The 16,159-nt window shown below is 75.7% G+C and carries 12 protein-coding genes; all 12 read left to right on the top strand.

The window, feature by feature from the left end; translation table 11 throughout:
• The first annotated feature begins 59 nt into the window (after positions 1-59).
• The 12 genes from rsmH to ftsZ all read left to right on the top strand — a co-directional run bounded on the left by rsmH (position 60) and on the right by ftsZ (position 16,144).
• Positions 60-1,097, top strand: coding sequence for a 16S rRNA (cytosine(1402)-N(4))-methyltransferase RsmH (gene rsmH / locus ACQP6G_RS00340; protein ID WP_429762188.1), 1,038 nt, complete (start codon positions 60-62; stop codon positions 1,095-1,097).
• Positions 1,094-1,525: a cell division protein FtsL gene (gene ftsL, locus ACQP6G_RS00335; RefSeq protein WP_429762187.1), complete on the top strand. Its 432-nt coding sequence runs from the start codon at positions 1,094-1,096 to the stop codon at positions 1,523-1,525. Before rsmH ends, ftsL begins: the two co-directional genes overlap by 4 nt.
• Before the next feature lie 140 nt (positions 1,526-1,665).
• A complete protein-coding gene (locus tag ACQP6G_RS00330) occupies positions 1,666-3,675 on the top strand; it encodes a peptidoglycan D,D-transpeptidase FtsI family protein (RefSeq protein ID WP_429762186.1) in 2,010 nt (669 codons plus the stop codon).
• 108 nt (positions 3,676-3,783) lie between these two features.
• Positions 3,784-5,427 (top strand): UDP-N-acetylmuramoyl-L-alanyl-D-glutamate--2,6-diaminopimelate ligase, encoded by a 1,644-nt coding sequence (locus ACQP6G_RS00325; protein WP_429762185.1) that lies wholly within the window; start codon positions 3,784-3,786, stop codon positions 5,425-5,427.
• Complete coding sequence (locus ACQP6G_RS00320; RefSeq protein WP_429762184.1) at positions 5,424-6,908, top strand: UDP-N-acetylmuramoyl-tripeptide--D-alanyl-D-alanine ligase; 1,485 nt, start codon at positions 5,424-5,426, stop codon at positions 6,906-6,908. Before ACQP6G_RS00325 ends, ACQP6G_RS00320 begins: the two co-directional genes overlap by 4 nt.
• Positions 6,905-7,987 (top strand): phospho-N-acetylmuramoyl-pentapeptide-transferase, encoded by a 1,083-nt coding sequence (gene mraY, locus ACQP6G_RS00315; protein ID WP_429762183.1) that lies wholly within the window; start codon positions 6,905-6,907, stop codon positions 7,985-7,987. The genes ACQP6G_RS00320 and mraY overlap by 4 nt, the downstream gene beginning before the upstream one ends.
• A complete protein-coding gene (gene murD, locus ACQP6G_RS00310) occupies positions 7,984-9,450 on the top strand; it encodes a UDP-N-acetylmuramoyl-L-alanine--D-glutamate ligase (protein ID WP_429762182.1) in 1,467 nt (488 codons plus the stop codon). The genes mraY and murD overlap by 4 nt, the downstream gene beginning before the upstream one ends.
• A 36-nt stretch (positions 9,451-9,486) precedes the next feature.
• The gene (gene ftsW, locus ACQP6G_RS00305) at positions 9,487-10,839 is read left to right on the top strand and encodes a putative lipid II flippase FtsW (protein ID WP_429762181.1); all 1,353 of its coding nucleotides are present in this window, start codon (positions 9,487-9,489) and stop codon (positions 10,837-10,839) included.
• Between the two features lie 10 nt (positions 10,840-10,849).
• The gene (murG, locus tag ACQP6G_RS00300) at positions 10,850-12,025 is read left to right on the top strand and encodes an undecaprenyldiphospho-muramoylpentapeptide beta-N-acetylglucosaminyltransferase (protein WP_429762180.1); all 1,176 of its coding nucleotides are present in this window, start codon (positions 10,850-10,852) and stop codon (positions 12,023-12,025) included.
• Positions 12,022-13,545 carry a UDP-N-acetylmuramate--L-alanine ligase gene (murC, locus tag ACQP6G_RS00295; protein WP_429762178.1) on the top strand — a complete coding sequence of 508 codons (1,524 nt, stop codon included), beginning with the start codon at positions 12,022-12,024 and terminating at the stop codon, positions 13,543-13,545. The genes murG and murC overlap by 4 nt, the downstream gene beginning before the upstream one ends.
• A 281-nt stretch (positions 13,546-13,826) precedes the next feature.
• Positions 13,827-14,552: a cell division protein FtsQ/DivIB gene (locus ACQP6G_RS00290; RefSeq protein ID WP_429762177.1), complete on the top strand. Its 726-nt coding sequence runs from the start codon at positions 13,827-13,829 to the stop codon at positions 14,550-14,552.
• 239 nt (positions 14,553-14,791) lie between these two features.
• Positions 14,792-16,144 carry a cell division protein FtsZ gene (ftsZ, locus tag ACQP6G_RS00285; RefSeq protein ID WP_429762176.1) on the top strand — a complete coding sequence of 451 codons (1,353 nt, stop codon included), beginning with the start codon at positions 14,792-14,794 and terminating at the stop codon, positions 16,142-16,144.
• Positions 16,145-16,159 lie beyond the last annotated feature (15 nt).

Here is a 16,159-nt window from a genome sequence, read left to right as displayed (position 1 = left end):
CCCCGGCGACCATCTGGACCGGACCCCACACGAGACCGAGCACGAGAGGAGGAGCACCGATGAGCACACCGGACGACGCGCGACCCGCGGGCGACCGTCACCTGCCCGTGCTGCTGCAGCGGTGCGTCGACCTCCTCGCGCCGGCGCTCGCGGAGCCGGGCAGCGTGCTGGTCGACTGCACCCTGGGCATGGGTGGGCACACCGAGGCGGTGCTGGAGCAGGTCCCGACGGCCCGCGTCGTGGGGATCGACCGCGACACCCAGGCGCTGCGCCTCGCGGGCGAGCGGCTGGCCCGCTTCGGCGACCGGTTCACCCCGGTGCACGCGGTCTACGACGAGATCGGCGAGGTCGTCGCGGAGCTCGGGCTGGACGGGGTGCAGGGCGTCCTCATGGACCTCGGCGTCTCGTCGCTGCAGCTCGACGAGGCCGGCCGGGGCTTCGCGTACGCCCAGGACGCGCCGCTCGACATGCGGATGGACCAGACGCGCGGCGCGACCGCCGCCGACGTCCTCAACACCTACGACGAGCGTGCGCTGGCGCGGGTGCTGCGCGAGTACGGCGAGGAGCGGTTCGCGCCGCGCATCGCCAGGGCGATCGTGCGGCGCCGCGAGGAGCGGCCGTGGGAGCGGACGGGCGAGCTCGCCGACCTGGTGCGGGCGTCCATCCCCGCCGCGGCGCGGCGCACGGGCGGCAACCCGTCCAAGCGGACGTTCCAGGCGCTGCGGATCGAGGTGAACGGCGAGCTGGAGGTGCTCGAGCGCGCCGTGCCCGCCGCGATCGAGGCGCTGGCCGTCGGCGGGCGGATCGTCGTCGAGTCCTACCAGTCGCTGGAGGACCGGATCGTCAAGCGGGCCGTCGCGCGCGGGACGACGTCGAGCGCGCCGGCCGGCCTGCCCGTCGAGCCGGAGACCCACAAGCCCTACCTCGAGGCCCTGACGCGGGGCGCGGAGGAGGCCGACGAGGCGGAGCTCGAGCGCAACCCGCGCGCCGCCTCGGTCCGCCTGCGCGCCGCCCGCCGCGTCCGCCCCACCCCCGACCACATGCGCACCGCGCCCCGCCCGCGCACCCGCCCGCACCCCAAGGAGGACCGCCGATGAGCGCCCTGCGTGCCCCCGCCACCCCCGGGACCCGCCCGGCCGCGGCACCCCGCCGTGCACCGCTGACCTCGCTGCCGGGCGGCGCCGACGACCGCGGCCGCCGGCTCGACGCGGTCCGCGCCCCCCTCCAGGCGACGTCGGGCGTCCCGTTCCTCGTGCTGTGCGCGGTGATCCTCGCCGCCGCGCTGCTGGCGGCCCTGCTCCTCAACACGTCGATGGCGCGCGGCTCGTACGAGGCGTCGCGGCTGCAGGCGGAGGTGGGTCAGGTGGCGCAGGACGTCCAGACCCAGCAGGAGAAGCTCCGGGCCGCGGAGTCGTCGCTGGCGGAGCGCGCCACGAAGCTCGGCATGGTCCCCGCCGAGGACCCGACGATGATCAGCGTCGAGAAGCGCGCGAAGGTCGGGATCGGCGACACGGAGACGCCGTGACCGGGCGGACGCCTCCGGCCCGCGGCGGCGCGCGGAGCGGCGGCTCGGGCGCAGGCTCGGGAGGCCGCTCGGCCGGCGGGCGCGCGACACGCCCGGGCCCGGCCCGCACGACCCGGACGTCGGCACCGCAGACTCGAGGGGTGAGCACCTCCCGCACCACGAACGGCTCGACGCCGCGGGCGGCCGCGCGTCCTGGCACAGGCTCGACCTCGCGGTCGACGCCCCGCTCCCGCCCGGGCCGCGGGACGGCGGCCCGGAACGCGAACCCGCCCGCGGGCGGCGGGCGCCCGCGGGCGGGCACGACGCCGGTCCGCTCCACGGGCCGGACGACGGCGCGCGGCGGGGGTGCACCGCCGCGCCCGCGTGGCGGAGCCGCGGGCCGGGGGCGTCCGGGCGACCCCGGGCGCCGGCAGCGGTGGATCATGGTCGTCGCGGCGCTCGTGCTCACCGTCTTCGTGGGCCGGCTGGTGCAGGTGCAGATCTTCCAGGGACCGGCGCTCGCGGCGAAGGCGCAGGAGGCGCGCACCACGCACTCGGTGCAGCTCGCGCACCGCGGCGACATCGTCGACGCCAACGGGCGCGTGCTCGCGACGTCCGTCGACCGGTACACCATCTCCGCCGACACGCTCGCCATCCAGGGCTTCCAGGGCGGCCAGCGCGTGGACACCGCCACCGGCAAGGCGGTGCAGGACGGCGCGCTCGGCATCGCGCAGCTCCTTGCGCCGATCCTCGACGCGCAGCCCGCGGAGCTCGCCGCGAAGCTCAACGGCGACGACCGGTACGTGATCCTCAAGCGCAACGCCGTGCCCGAGGTGCAGCGGGCGATCGCCAAGCTGGAGCTGCAGGCCTACGTCCGCACCGAGCTCACCTCCCGCCGCACCTATCCGGCGGGCACCGTCGCGGGCACGCTCGTGGGCTTCGTCGACCGCGACCAGGTGGGCCAGGGCGGGCTCGAGCGCGCCTACGAGGACGTGCTCGCGGGCACCGACGGCAAGGTCACCTACGAGCGCGGCCGCGACGGCGTCCCGATCCCCAACTCGGAGCGGGACACCACCGAGGCGGTGCCCGGCAGCAACGTGGAGCTGACGATCGACCTGGACGTCCAGTGGAAGGCGGAGGAGCTGCTCGACGACGCGGTCTCGAAGACCGGGGCGAAGTACGCCATGGCGGTCGTCGAGGACGTGCGCACGGGCCAGGTGCTCGCGGTGGCCGACTCGGGCGACGTCGACCCCAACGACCGGTCGACGTCCGCGGTGGCCAACGGCTCCCGCGCCGTGAAGGACGTCTTCGAGCCCGGCTCCACGGGCAAGGTGATCACGATGGCGGCAGCCCTCGAGGAGGGCTACTGGAAGCCCGACAGCCAGTTCCGCGTGCCGTACCGTTTCACCACGCCCAACGGCGAGTCGTTCAAGGACTCGCACGAGCACCCCGACCAGCAGCTGACGCTCGCCGGCGTCCTGGCGCACTCGTCCAACACGGGCACGGTGCAGATCGGCGAGAAGATCCCGCTCGACGTCCGCTACGACTACCTCGGCAAGTTCGGGTTCGGGCAGCCCACCGGCCTCGGGCTGCCGGGCGAGTCGGCGGGCATCCTGCCCTCCGAGCAGACGCTGGCGCACGACGCCCGCACCCCGTACACGATCCTGTTCGGGCAGGGCGTGGCCGTGAACGCGATGCAGGCGACCCAGGTCTTCTCGACGGTCGCGAACGGCGGCGTCCGGGTGGAGCCCAGCCTGGTCGCCGGCACGCGCGCGTCCGACGGCACGTTCACGCCCGCCGAAGCGCCCTCGAAGGAGCGCGTGGTCTCGGAGAAGACCGCCGACTCGGTGATGCGGATGATGGAGTCGGTCGTGGGGGAGGAGGGCACCGCCGCCAACGCGCGGGTGCCCGGCTACCGCGTGGCCGGCAAGACCGGCACCGCCCAGATGTGGACGGGGGCCGGGACCACCTACATGGCGTCGTTCATCGGCGTCGCGCCCGCCGACGACCCTCGCTACACGGTGTCGGTCTTCCTGCGCAGCCCCCAGTCGTCGATCTACGGCGGCGTGGTGGCCGCGCCGGTCTTCAGCGACCTCATGGGGTACACGCTGCAGAAGATGGACGTGCCCCCCAGCACGACCCCGTTCAAGCCGTACGCCCTCACCTGGTGAACGACGTGGTGACCGAGGCGGCGAACGACGCCGTGCGGTCCGTGACGGTTCTCATGCCGGGCGCCCTGGGTGCCGGGCCCGCAGCACGCAGACGGTAGGTTCTTCTCCGTGACATCCCCGCTTCCCCGTATCCGGCCCGCGGGCACGACGCCCCGGCGGGTGCGGGACCTCGCCCTGGCCTTCGGGCTCGAGGTGACGACGCCGGCGGCACCGGACGAGGGCGGCCCCCGGCCGCAGGTCCCGGCCGACGTCGTCGTCACCTCGGTCGCGTCCGACAACCGCGTCGTCGCAGGTGGCGACCTGTTCGTCGCCCTGCCCGGTGCGCAGGCCCACGGCGCGCGGTTCGCCGCCGACGCCGTGGCCCGCGGGGCCCGGGCCGTGCTCACCGACGCCGCCGGCGCCGCCACCCTCACCCGCGGGCCGCACGCGCTCGACCCCGTGGTGCCGGTCCTGGTCGCCGGCGACCCGCGGGCCGTCCTCGGGCCCGTCGCGGCCTGGGTGTACGGGGAGCCCGCCGAGCACCTGATGACCTTCGGCGTCACCGGCACCAACGGCAAGACGACGACGACCTACCAGGTCGACCACCTGCTGCGGGCCCTCGGCTGGACCGGCGGCCTGATCGGCACGGTGGAGATGCGTGCGGGCGACACGGTGCTCCCGAGCCGGCTCACCACCCCGGAGGCCGCAGACCTGCAGGCGCTGCTCGCCGCGATGTGCGAGGCGGAGGTGCGCACGCTCGCGATGGAGGTGTCCTCCCACTCGCTGTCGATGCACCGGGTGGACGGCATCGAGTTCGGCGTGGTCGGGTTCACGAACCTCAGCCAGGACCACCTCGACTTCCACGGCGACCTGCAGTCGTACTTCGACGCGAAGGCGTCGCTGTTCACGCCCGAGCACGCGCGCCGCGGCGTCGTCGTGGTGGACGACGTGTGGGGCGAGCGCATGGCGACCGCCGCGCAGGTGCCCGTCGCGACGCTGCGCACCCGCGCCCCCCGGGACGGCGAGGCGGCGGCGGACTGGACCGTCACGGACGTCGCGGCGCACGGCACCGGCTCCGCGTTCACGCTCACGCACGCCGACGGGCGCTCGCTGCGCACGTCGACGTCCCTGCCCGGCGGGTTCAACGTCGCGAACGCCGCGCTCGCCGTCGCGATGGTGCTCGAGGGCGGTGCGCACGTCGAGGACGTGGCCGAGGCCCTCGCCGCGGCCGACGGCCTCTCGGCCGTCGTGCCGGGCCGCATGCAGGTGGTCGGCGCGGGCGGGGACGGCCACCCTCGCGTCGTCGTGGACTTCGCGCACAACACCGAGGCGCTCGAGCTCGCGCTCGCCGCGCTGCGCCCGACGACGGCCGGCCGGCTCGTCGTCGTGTTCGGAGCCACCGGGGACCGCGACAAGGGCAAGCGGCCCGCGATGGGCGCCGCCGCCGTCGCGGGCGCGGACGTCGTCGTCGTCACCGACGACGACCCCCACGGCGAGGACCCCGCCGCCGTGCGCGCCGCGGTGCTCGAGGGCGCCCGCGCGGCCCGCGACGCGGCGCGCGGCTCGGGTCGCGACGTCGTCGTGACCGAGGCGGCGCCGCGCGCGACCGCCATCGAGAAGGCCGTGCTCGACGCCGGGGCGGACGACACCGTCCTCGTCGCGGGCCGCGGCCACGAGACCATCCAGGAGGTCGCGGGCGTCGACCTCGAGCTCGACGACCGGGACGAGGCCCGCCGCGCGCTGCAGCGGCGGCACGAGAGGACCACCGCATGATCGCGCTGACCGCCGCCGACGTCGCCGAGGCGACCGGGGGACGGCTGCACGCCGACGCCGCCACGCCCGTGAGCGCGCCCGTCGTCGTGGACTCCCGCCGCGTCGAGCCCGGGGGGCTGTTCGTCGCGCTGCCCGGCGAGCGCGTCGACGGGCACGACTTCGCCCGCGGCGCCGTCGAGTCGGGGGCCGCGCTGGTCCTGGCCGCCCGCGAGCTCGAGGGCGTGCCGACGGTCGTCGTCGACGACGTGCAGGCCGCGCTGGGCGAGCTCGCGCGCGTCGTGCTCGCCCGCGTGCGGGCCGCGGGCAACCTCCGGGTCGTCGCGGTGACCGGCTCGGTGGGCAAGACCACGACCAAGGACCTGCTGGGCCAGCTCCTCGTGGACCTGCTGCCGGAGGGCGTCGCCCCCGAGGACGGCCTGGTGGTGCCCACGGGGTCGTTCAACAACGAGGTCGGCCTGCCGCTGACCGTCCTGCGCGTCACCGAGGCCACGCGCTTCCTCGTGCTGGAGATGGGCGCGGACGGCCCCGGCAACATCGCTTACCTGACGCGGATCGCCCCGCCCGACGTCGGCATCGTGCTCGCCGTCGGCGTGGCCCACGTGGGCAAGTTCGGTTCGGTCGAGGCCATCGCGCGCACCAAGGCCGAGATGGTCTCGGGCGTCGTGCCGGGCGGCGCCGTCGTGCTCAACGCCGACGACCAGCGCGTCGCGGCCATGGCGTCGCTCGCCGCCCCGGAGCACACCGTCACCACCTTCGGCACCATCTCCTCGGCCGACGTGCGCGCCGCCGACATCGGGGTGGACGCCTCCGGCCGGGCGACGTTCGGGCTCGCCGTCGCGGGTGGCCACGACCTGGGCGACCCCGCTCCCGTGGCGCTGCGCCTCGTGGGCGCGCACCACGCGAGCAACGCGCTCGCCGCCGCCGCGGCGGTGCTCGCGCTGAGCGGCACCACCGCCGCCGCGATCGCGCGCGTGGCCGACGGCCTGTCCCGGGCGACCCCCCTCAGCCCGCACCGGATGGCGGTCACCGAGCGACCGGACGGCGTCACCGTGGTCGACGACGCCTACAACGCCAACCCGGACTCGATGCGCGCCGCGCTGCGGGCGCTCGCCGTCATGGCGGGCCGCACGCGCCGCTCCGTCGCCGTGCTGGGCGAGATGCTCGAGCTCGGGGACGGCTCGCGCGCCGCGCACGACGAGATCGGCCGCCTCGTGGTGCGATTGAACGTCAAGCTCCTCGTCGTCGTCGGCGACGGGGCGTACCACATCCACGAGGGGGCCATGCAAGAGGGCTCCTGGGGAGAGGAGTCGGTCTTCGTGCCTGACCTCGACGCCGCGCGCGCGGTGCTCGCCGAGGCGCTCGAGCCGGGCGACGTCGTCCTCGTGAAGTCCTCCCTCGGGTCGGGCCTGTGGCGCCTCGGCGACGAGCTCGCCGCCGGCGGGCCGGCGGCCGCCGAATCGGCCGTGGAGGTCGCCCCGTGATCGCGATCCTGGTCTCGGCCGGCGTCTCCGGGCTGGTCGCCCTCTTCGGGACGCCCCTGTTCATCCGGTTCCTCATCCACCGCAACTACGGCCAGTTCGTCCGCCAGGACGGGCCGACCGCGCACTTCACGAAGCGCGGCACGCCGACGATGGGCGGCGTCGTGATCATCGCGGCGGCCCTGGTCGGCGTCGCGGTGTCCATGCTGGTCGCCGGGAGGCCGCCGAGCGCGTCGGCGCTGCTGTGCCTGTACCTGATGACGGGCCTCGGCCTGGTCGGCTTCCTCGACGACTTCACGAAGATCCGCAAGCAGCGGTCCCTGGGCCTCACGCCGAAGGCGAAGATCATCGGCCAGGGCTTCGTCGGGATCAGCTTCGCGGTCCTCGCGCTGCAGTTCCCCAACGCGAACGCCCGGACGCCCGCGTCCACGCGGATCTCGTTCCTGCGCGACACCAACCTCGACCTGGCGTTCGCCGGCGTCACGGTGGGTCTCATCCTCTTCGTGATCTGGGCGAACTTCCTCATCACGGCCTGGTCCAACGCGGTGAACCTCACGGACGGCCTGGACGGCCTGGCGACCGGTGTGTCGATCATCGTCTTCGGCGCGTACGTCCTCGTGTGCATCTGGCAGCTCAACCAGTCGTGCCAGCGGCTCGCCGCGGCCGGGCCGCGCTGCTACGAGGTGCGCGACCCGCAGGACCTCGCGATCGTCGCCGCCGCCATCGCGGGCGCCTGCATCGGCTTCCTCTGGTGGAACGCCAGCCCCGCGAAGATCTTCATGGGCGACACCGGCTCGCTCGCCCTCGGCGGCGCCCTGGCGGGCATCTCGATCCTGTCGCGCACCGAGATCCTCGCCGCGATCATCGGCGGGCTCTTCGTCGTCATCGTCATGTCCGACGTCATCCAGATCGGCTTCTTCAAGATGACGGGCAGGCGCGTGTTCAAGATGGCACCCCTGCACCACCACTTCGAGCTGTCCGGGTGGGGCGAGGTCACGATCGTCATCCGGTTCTGGCTCATCGCCGGCCTGTTCGCGGCGCTCGGCATGGGCGTCTTCTACGCCGAGTGGGTGGCCACGTGACCGAGCCCGACCCGCGGGCGCTGCCCGACGGCGCCCGCGTCGTCGTCGCCGGGCTCGGCGTGACCGGGCGCGCCGTCGTCGCCGCCCTGTCGGGCGGTGCGGCCGGGCGGGTGGCCTCGGTGGTCACGGTCGACGGACGCGCGGACGACGCCGACGTGCGCGACGCGGACGACCCCGCCGTCGCGGGGCGCGTCGTCGCGGGCGCCGACCTCGTCGTCGCGTCCCCGGGGTGGGCGCCGAGCACCCCGCTGCTGGCCGCGGCCCGGGCCGCCGGCGTCCCCGTGTGGAGCGAGATCGAGCTCGCCTGGCGGCTGCGGGTCGAGCGCACCGGTGCGGACGGGGCGCGCGGGCCCGCCCCGTGGCTCGCCGTCACGGGGACCAACGGCAAGACGACGACGGTCGAGATGCTCGCGTCGATCCTCACCGCGGCCGGCCTGCGCGCCGCCGCGGTCGGGAACGTCGGGACCCCGGTCGTCGAGGCGGCGCAGGACCCGTCGCTGGACGTCCTCGCGGTGGAGCTCTCCAGCTTCCAGCTCCACCACACGCTCACGACGTCGTTCGAGGCCGCGGCCGTGCTCAACGTGGCTGCCGACCACCTCGACTGGCACGGGTCGCTCGAGGCGTACGCGGCGGACAAGGGCCGGGTCTACGCCCGCGCGCAGGTGGCGTGCGTGTACAACGCGGCCGACCCGCGCACGGAGCAGCTGGTGCGCGACGCCGACGTGACCGAGGGCGCCCTCGCCGTGGGGTTCACCCTCGGCGCCCCGGGCCCGGGTCAGCTGGGCGTGGTCGAGGACGTGCTCGTCGACCGCGCCTTCCACGCCGAGCCCGGCGCGCGCGACCGGCAGCGGACGGCCGCCGAGGTCGGCACCCTCGCCGACCTCGCGCACCTCGCCCCCGGGGGCGGCACCCCGCCGCCGCACGTCGTCGCGAACGCCCTGGCGGCCGCCGCGCTCGCCCGCGCGCACGGCGTCCCCGCGGCCGCCGTGCGCGACGGCCTGCGCGCGTTCCGGCCCGGCGCGCACCGCATCTCCGAGGTGCGCGTGCTCGACGGCGTCGCCTGGGTGGACGACTCGAAGGCGACCAACGCGCACGCCGCGGCAGCCTCGCTCGCGTCCTACGCGCCCGGCACCGTGGTGTGGGTGGCCGGCGGCCTCGCGAAGGGGGCGTCGTTCGACGCCCTCGTCGCCGACCGCGCCGACCGCCTCCGCGCGGCCGTGCTCATCGGCGTCGACCCGGAGCCGATCCGCGGGGCGCTGGCCCGACACGCGCCCGAGATCCCCGTCGTCGTGGTCGATCCCGGCGACACTGGGTCCGTGATGCGGCGCGCGGTCGCGGCGGCACGTGACCTGGCTCGTGCCGGGGACACCGTCCTGCTGGCGCCCGCCGGTGCGTCCATGGACCAGTTCGCCTCCTACGCCCAGCGGGGGGAGGCGTTCGCCACGGCCGTGGCGGAGCTGTAGCGGCACGACGCCGCGACGACGAGCGAGAGGTGTCGGATGGCGGTCACGACGGGCACCCGACGCGCCCCGCGAGGGTCGGGGGGTCGTCCGTCGACGGGCCGGACCCCGCGAGACCGGCCGGCGCCGCGCTCCCCGAAGCGGACCGAGCGCCCGTGGCTCGGTCAGTGGAACAGCACCGTGACGAGCTATTACCTGCTCGTCGGTGCCACCGGGCTGCTGCTGGTCATCGGGCTCGTCATGGTGCTGTCCAGCTCGACGGTGACGTCCATCGCCGCGGGGGACTCGCCGTTCGCCGCGTTCATGGTGCAGGCACGGTTCGCCCTCATCGGCCTGCCGCTCATGCTGATCGCCGCCCGGCTGCCGGTGCGCTGGTACAAGCGCCTCGCATGGCCGGCGATGCTGGTCACGCTGGCGATGCTCGTCGCGGTGCTCTTCGCCGGCAAGCTCGTCAACGGCAACCGGAACTGGCTCGTCGTCGGTCCGGTGCAGTTCCAGCCCTCGGAGCTCGCCAAGCTGGGGCTCGCCGTGTGGCTGGGCGCGGTCCTGGGCCGCAAGCAGCACCTTCTCGGCAGCTGGGGCCAGGCGCTGGTGCCGGGAGTGCTGGGGCTCGGCGCGGTCCTCGGGCTCGTCATGGCGGGACACGACCTGGGCACGGCCCTCATCCTCGCGGTGCTCGGCCTCGGCGCGTACTGGGTCTCGGGCGCGCCGGCCTCGATGCTTGCCGTGGGCGGGGTCGGGGCGGCGCTGCTGGTCGGCTGGGCGTTCATCGTCAACCAGGACGGCAGCGACCGGCTCACCCGGATCCTGGCCGCCTACGGCACGTGCACGGACACGCAGGGGCAGTGCTACCAGTCGATCCACGGGATGTACGGGTTGGGCACCGGCGGGCTGTTCGGCGTGGGCCTGGGTGCCAGCCGCGAGAAGTGGAAGTACCTGCCGGAGGCGCACAACGACTTCATCTACTCCGTGATCGGCGAGGAGCTCGGCCTGCTCGGCACGCTGCTCGTGCTCGCGCTGTTCGTGGTCCTCGGGATCGCGATGGCGCGGGTGGTGCGCCGGCACCCGGACCCGTTCGTGAAGATCACCACGGCCGCGATCGGCTGCTGGGTGGTGGGCCAGGCCTTCGTGAACATCGGCGTGGTGATCGGCGTCCTGCCCGTGATCGGCGTCCCGCTGCCGCTGGTGTCGGCGGGCGGGTCCGCCCTGGTCACGACGATGGTGGCGCTCGGTGTGGTGATCAGCTTCGCGCGCAGCGAGCCGGGGGCCGCCGAGGCCCTCGCCGCCCGACGGAGCGTCGTCAAGAGGTCGGTCGCGGTCCTGTCGCGGCGGGGCAGGGCCGGTGCCACCGGTGGGGGCGCGCGGCGCCGCGGGGGCGACGGCGGCCGATAGGGTCCTGCCTGTGAAGAGCTCTGCAGTCACGTCCGTCGTCCTCGCCGGGGGCGGCACCGCCGGCCACGTCAACCCCCTCCTCGCCGTCGCGGACGAGCTCCGTGCGCGGGAGCCGGAAGCCAGGATCCTCGCCCTCGGCACCACGTCCGGGCTGGAGGCCGACCTCGTCCCGGAGCGCGGGTACCGGCTGTGGCCCATCCCGCGCGTGCCGCTGCCGCGGCGCCCGAGCGTCGACCTGCTGAAGCTGCCCGGCCGCCTCAGCGCGGCCGTGAAGGCGGCGGAGGCCGCGATCGACGAGATCGGTGCCCAGGCCGTCGTCGGCTTCGGGGGGTACGTCTCCACCCCCGCGTACCTCGCCGCCCGGCGCAAGGGCGTCCCCGTGGTGATCCACGAGCAGAACGCCCGTGCCGGCCTGGCCAACAAGCTCGGCGCCCGCTGGGCCGCCCGCGTCGGCGCGACCTTCCCGGGCACCCCGCTGCCGGGCGCCCAGGTCGTCGGTCTCCCGCTGCGGGCCGAGATCGCGGACCTGGTCTCGGCGCGCGAGGCCGACGCGCTGGCCGCGCGCGTCCAGGCCGCCGACGCGCTGGGCCTCGACGCCGGCCTCCCGACGCTCGTGGTCACCGGCGGCTCCTCGGGCGCGGCGTCGGTGAACGCCGCCCTGGCCGGGTCGGTCGAGGCGCTGCTGCGCGCCGGCGTCCAGGTGCTGCACCTGACGGGCAAGGGCAAGGACGGGCCCGTGCGGTCCGCCGTCGACGCCGCCACCGCCGCGGGCGGGTTCGAGGCCGCGCGCTACCAGGTGCGCGAGTACCTGTCCGAGATGCAGCTCGCGCTCGCCGTCGCGGACCTGGTCGTCGCCCGCTCGGGCGCCGGCACGGTGTGCGAGCTCGCCGCCCTCGGCGTGCCCGCGGTCTACGTGCCGCTGCCCATCGGCAACGGCGAGCAACGGCTCAACGCCGCGCCGCTCGTGGAGGCGGGCGGCGGCCTCCTCGTCGACGACGCCGACCTCACCCCCGCCTGGGTGGCCGAGCACGTGCCGGCGCTGCTGGCCGACCGGCCGCGGCTCGACGCGATGGCGTCCGCGGCCCGGGCGACCGGGGTGCGCGACGGCGCCGCGCGCGTCGCCGACCTCGTCGCCGAGGCGGTCGCGCAGGCGGACGCGGGCGCGGGTACCGGGCGGCAGGCATGAGCGCCGCACCGTCGACGCGGCCCCCGGCGCTGCCCGTCGAGGAGCTCGGCCGCGTGCACCTGGTCGGCGTCGGCGGCGCGGGCGTGTCCGTCGTCGCGCGGCTGCTGGCGGCCCGCGGGGCCGACGTCCAGGGCTCCGACGCGGCGGCCGGCCCCGCCCTCGAGGCGCTGCGCGCGGACGGCGTGCGGGTCTGGGTCGGGCACGACGCGGCGCACGTCGTGGGGCCGGACGGCGCGCCCCTGGTCGACACGGTCGTCGTGTCGTCCGCGGTGCGGGAGACGAACCCGGAGCTCGCCGCCGCCCGCGCTGCGGGGATCCGGGTGCTGCACCGCTCCCAGGCGCTCGCGTCGCTGATGCTCGGACGCCGGGCGGTGGCCGTGGCCGGCGCGCACGGCAAGACCACGACGTCGGCGATGGTCGCGACCGTGCTGCGCGCGTGCGGCGTCGACGCGTCGTTCGCGATCGGGGGCACGGTGCGGGTGCGGGACGCCGAGGGCCGCGAGGGCGCGGTGCCCGGGGGGCACCTCGGTGCGTCCGACGTGCTCGTGGCCGAGGCCGACGAGTCGGACGGCTCGTTCCTCAACTACGCCCCCACGGTGGCCGTCGTGACCAACGTCGAGCCGGACCACCTCGACCACTACGGCTCGCAGGAGGCCTTCGAGCGGGCGTTCGAGGAGTTCGCCGGCCGGATCGTCGACGGCGGCACGCTCGTGGCGTGCGCGGACGACGCCGGCTCGGCAGCCCTCGCGGACGCGCACCGGGCTGCGGGGAGGGCCGTGGTGACGTACGGGGAGGGCGCGGGCGCGGACGTGCGGGTGCGCGACGTCGTCGTCGGGGCGGGGACCGTCGAGGCCGTCGTCTCCGGCGGCCCGCTGGGCGACGAGCCGTACGCGCTGCGCCTCGCGGTGCCCGGCGCGCACAACGCGCTCAACGCGACGGCGGCCGTCGTGACCGCGGTGCTGCTCGGCGCGGAGCCGGGCGACGCCGCCCGGGGCGCGGGGACCTTCGTCGGGACGGGGCGGCGGTTCGAGCCCAAGGGCGAGGTCGACGGCGTGCGGGTGTTCGACAGCTACGACCACCACCCCACCGAGGTGGAGGCGCTGCTGCGGGCGGCACGGCCCGTGGCCGGCGACGGCCGCATCGTCGTGCTCTTCCAGCCGCACCTGTACTCGCGCACGCGGATCTTCGCCGACCGGTTCGCCGCAGCGCTGGCTCTCGCGGACGAGGTCGTCGTCACGGGCGTCTACCGGGCCCGCGAGGACGTCGACCCGACGGTCGGCCCGCGCACCATCACCGACCTGCTCGAGCGGACGTCGTCCGGCGGGGGAGTGCGCGCGGTCGAGGACCGGCTCGAGGCGGCGCACGTGGCCTCGGCGCTCGCGCGCCCCGGCGACCTGGTGCTCACCGTGGGCGCGGGAGACGTCACCGAGCTGGGCCCCGTGATCCTGGCGGACCTCGCCGCGCGTCCCTCCGGCGTGGCGTCACCGGACGGCGACGCCCGCGACGAGACCATGGGGTGATGCGACCGCCAGCCCGCCCGCGCCCGACGACCCGCGCGACGTCGGGCCGCGCGACGTCGGGACGATCAGCGGCGACCGCGCCGACAGGCACGCCGTCGGTGGGCGCCGGGGCGCCGACGGGGACCCGCGGGACGAAGGGCGGTTCGAGAGGGCCCGCGACGGGAACCACGAAGGCCGCCCCGAAGACAGCCCCGAAGGCCGCGCCCGCCGAGGCCGCGCGGTCCCGTCCCCGCACCGCGGCGACGGCGGTGGTGCCGGCCGGGCAGGAGGTCCCGCCGCGGGTGTCGACGGCGATGGCGGACCGGCTCGCCGAGCGCACCGCGATGCGCCGGCACCGCGCCTGGCGGCGGGTGCTCGCGTGGGTCCTCTCCGTTGTGGTCGTCGCGGGCCTCGCGTGGGTTGCCCTCTGGTCGCCGGTGCTCGCCCTGGAGAGGGCGGAGGTGAGCGTCGCCGGCGCGGGGCGGTACGTCGACGAGGCCAGGGTGCGCGAGATCGTCGAGGCGCCCGACGGCACCCCGCTGCCCCGCCTGGACACCGTGGCGATGCGGGAGCAGGTGCTCGGGCTGCGCGGGGTGAAGGACGTCCGGATCGCGCGGGCCTGGCCCCACGGGCTCGCGGTGGAGCTCACGCCGCGCGTCCCGGTGGCCGCGGTGCCCGACGGGGACCGGCTGGCCCTGCTCGACTCGTCCGGGGTGCGCGTGGCGACGCGCGACGCGGCGCCGAAGGGGCTGCCGCAGGTGGACGTGCCGCTGGACGACGCGCTGGCGCTGCAGGCGGCGCTCCACGTGCTGGCGGCCCTGCCCGCCCAGCTCGCCGGCAAGGTGGAGCACGTCAGCGCCGACACGCAGGACGCCGTCGAGACGGTCCTGGAGGACGGCACGACCGTCCGGTGGGGCGGCAGCTCCGACCTGCCGCTCAAGGTCGAGGCGGTGCGCACGCTGCGCAAGCTCGCCGACGGCGCGCGGACCATCGACGTCTCGTCGCCCGAGCTGCCGGTGACCCGATGAGGGGAGCGACGGCGGCGCGGCAGGCGCGGACGGGTGAGGCAAGCACCGGGCGCGCGCGACACGCCGGAGCACGTCCGGCCTTGCGCCCGCCGCGCCGCCTACCGTCGATCGCAGCAGCAACCTGACATAACTCTAACCCTCAACTCGAACCTTAAGGTTAGGCCCGCGGGCCGGCCGGCAGGGCGGACGGGGGACGAGGACCGGACGTCGGGACAAGGAACGACCCGAGAGGCAACGACGTGGCAACTCCGCAGAACTACCTGGCAGTGATCAAGGTGGTCGGTATCGGCGGTGGCGGCGTGAACGCCGTGAACCGCATGATCGAGGTCGGGCTCAAGGGTGTCGAGTTCATCGCCATCAACACCGACGCGCAGGCGCTGCTGATGTCGGACGCCGACGTCAAGCTCGACGTCGGCCGTGAGCTCACCCGTGGCCTGGGCGCCGGTGCCGACCCCGAGGTCGGCAAGAAGGCCGCCGAGGACCACGCCGAGGAGATCGAGGACGTCCTGCGGGGCGCCGACATGGTCTTCGTGACGGCGGGCGAGGGCGGCGGCACCGGCACGGGCGGCGCGCCCGTGGTGGCCCGGATCGCCCGCTCGCTCGGTGCGCTGACGGTGGGCGTCGTGACGCGCCCGTTCACCTTCGAGGGCCGCCGCCGCTCCGTGCAGGCCGAGCAGGGGATCGACACCCTCCGCGAGGAGGTCGACACCCTGATCGTCATCCCGAACGACCGGCTCCTGTCCATGTCCGACAAGAGCGTCTCGGCGATCGCGGCGTTCCACTCGGCGGACCAGGTGCTGCACTCCGGTGTCCAGGGCATCACCGACCTCATCACGACGCCGGGCCTCATCAACCTCGACTTCGCGGACGTGAAGTCCGTGATGCAGGGGGCGGGCTCGGCGCTGATGGGCATCGGCTCGGCGAGGGGCGAGGACCGCGCGGTGCAGGCCGCCGAGCTCGCGATCTCGTCCCCGCTGCTCGAGGCCTCCATCGACGGCGCCCACGGCGTCCTGCTGTCGATCCAGGGTGGCAGCGACATCGGCCTCTTCGAGGTGCACGAGGCCGCGCGCCTGGTGCAGGAGGCGGCGCACTCCGAGGCCAACATCATCTTCGGCACGGTCATCGACGACGCGCTGGGCGACGAGGTGCGGGTCACCGTCATCGCCGCGGGGTTCGACGGCGGCGTGCCGCAGGCCCGCAAGGACGGTCGCGGCCTCGGCCAGATCGCCGGCGCGCCGGCCAAGCCGACGGTCGCGGTCGGCGAGGGCGGCACGACGGCGACGTCCGTGCCCCAGCCCGGGGTCCAGACGGCACCGCCCCGCCCGCCGCAGCCGGCCACCGCGTCGGTGCCGACCGCCGCCGCGCAGCCCCGGCCGATCCCGGCCGAGCCGGACGACGTGCCGGTGAGCCTCGACGCGCCGCCGGCCCCGCCGGCGGGGGCGCGGCCCGCGGAGCAGCGCCGGCCGTTCACGGTGGTCGAGGACGCCGAGGGCGAGGGCGTCACCGTCGAGCGGCCGGTCGAGGTGCCGCGCCTGTTCGACGAGCCGCGCCGCCCGGCCGAGGAGCTCGACGTGCCCGACTTCCTCAAGTGAGCGCCGGGTGAGCGG

The organism is Isoptericola nanjingensis (assembly GCF_050311635.1).
In the GTDB taxonomy this organism is placed as follows: Bacteria; Actinomycetota; Actinomycetes; order Actinomycetales; family Cellulomonadaceae; genus Isoptericola; species Isoptericola nanjingensis.
The sequence above is the reverse complement of the archived record's forward strand: the minus strand, read 5'-3'. Positions and strand labels throughout refer to the sequence as shown.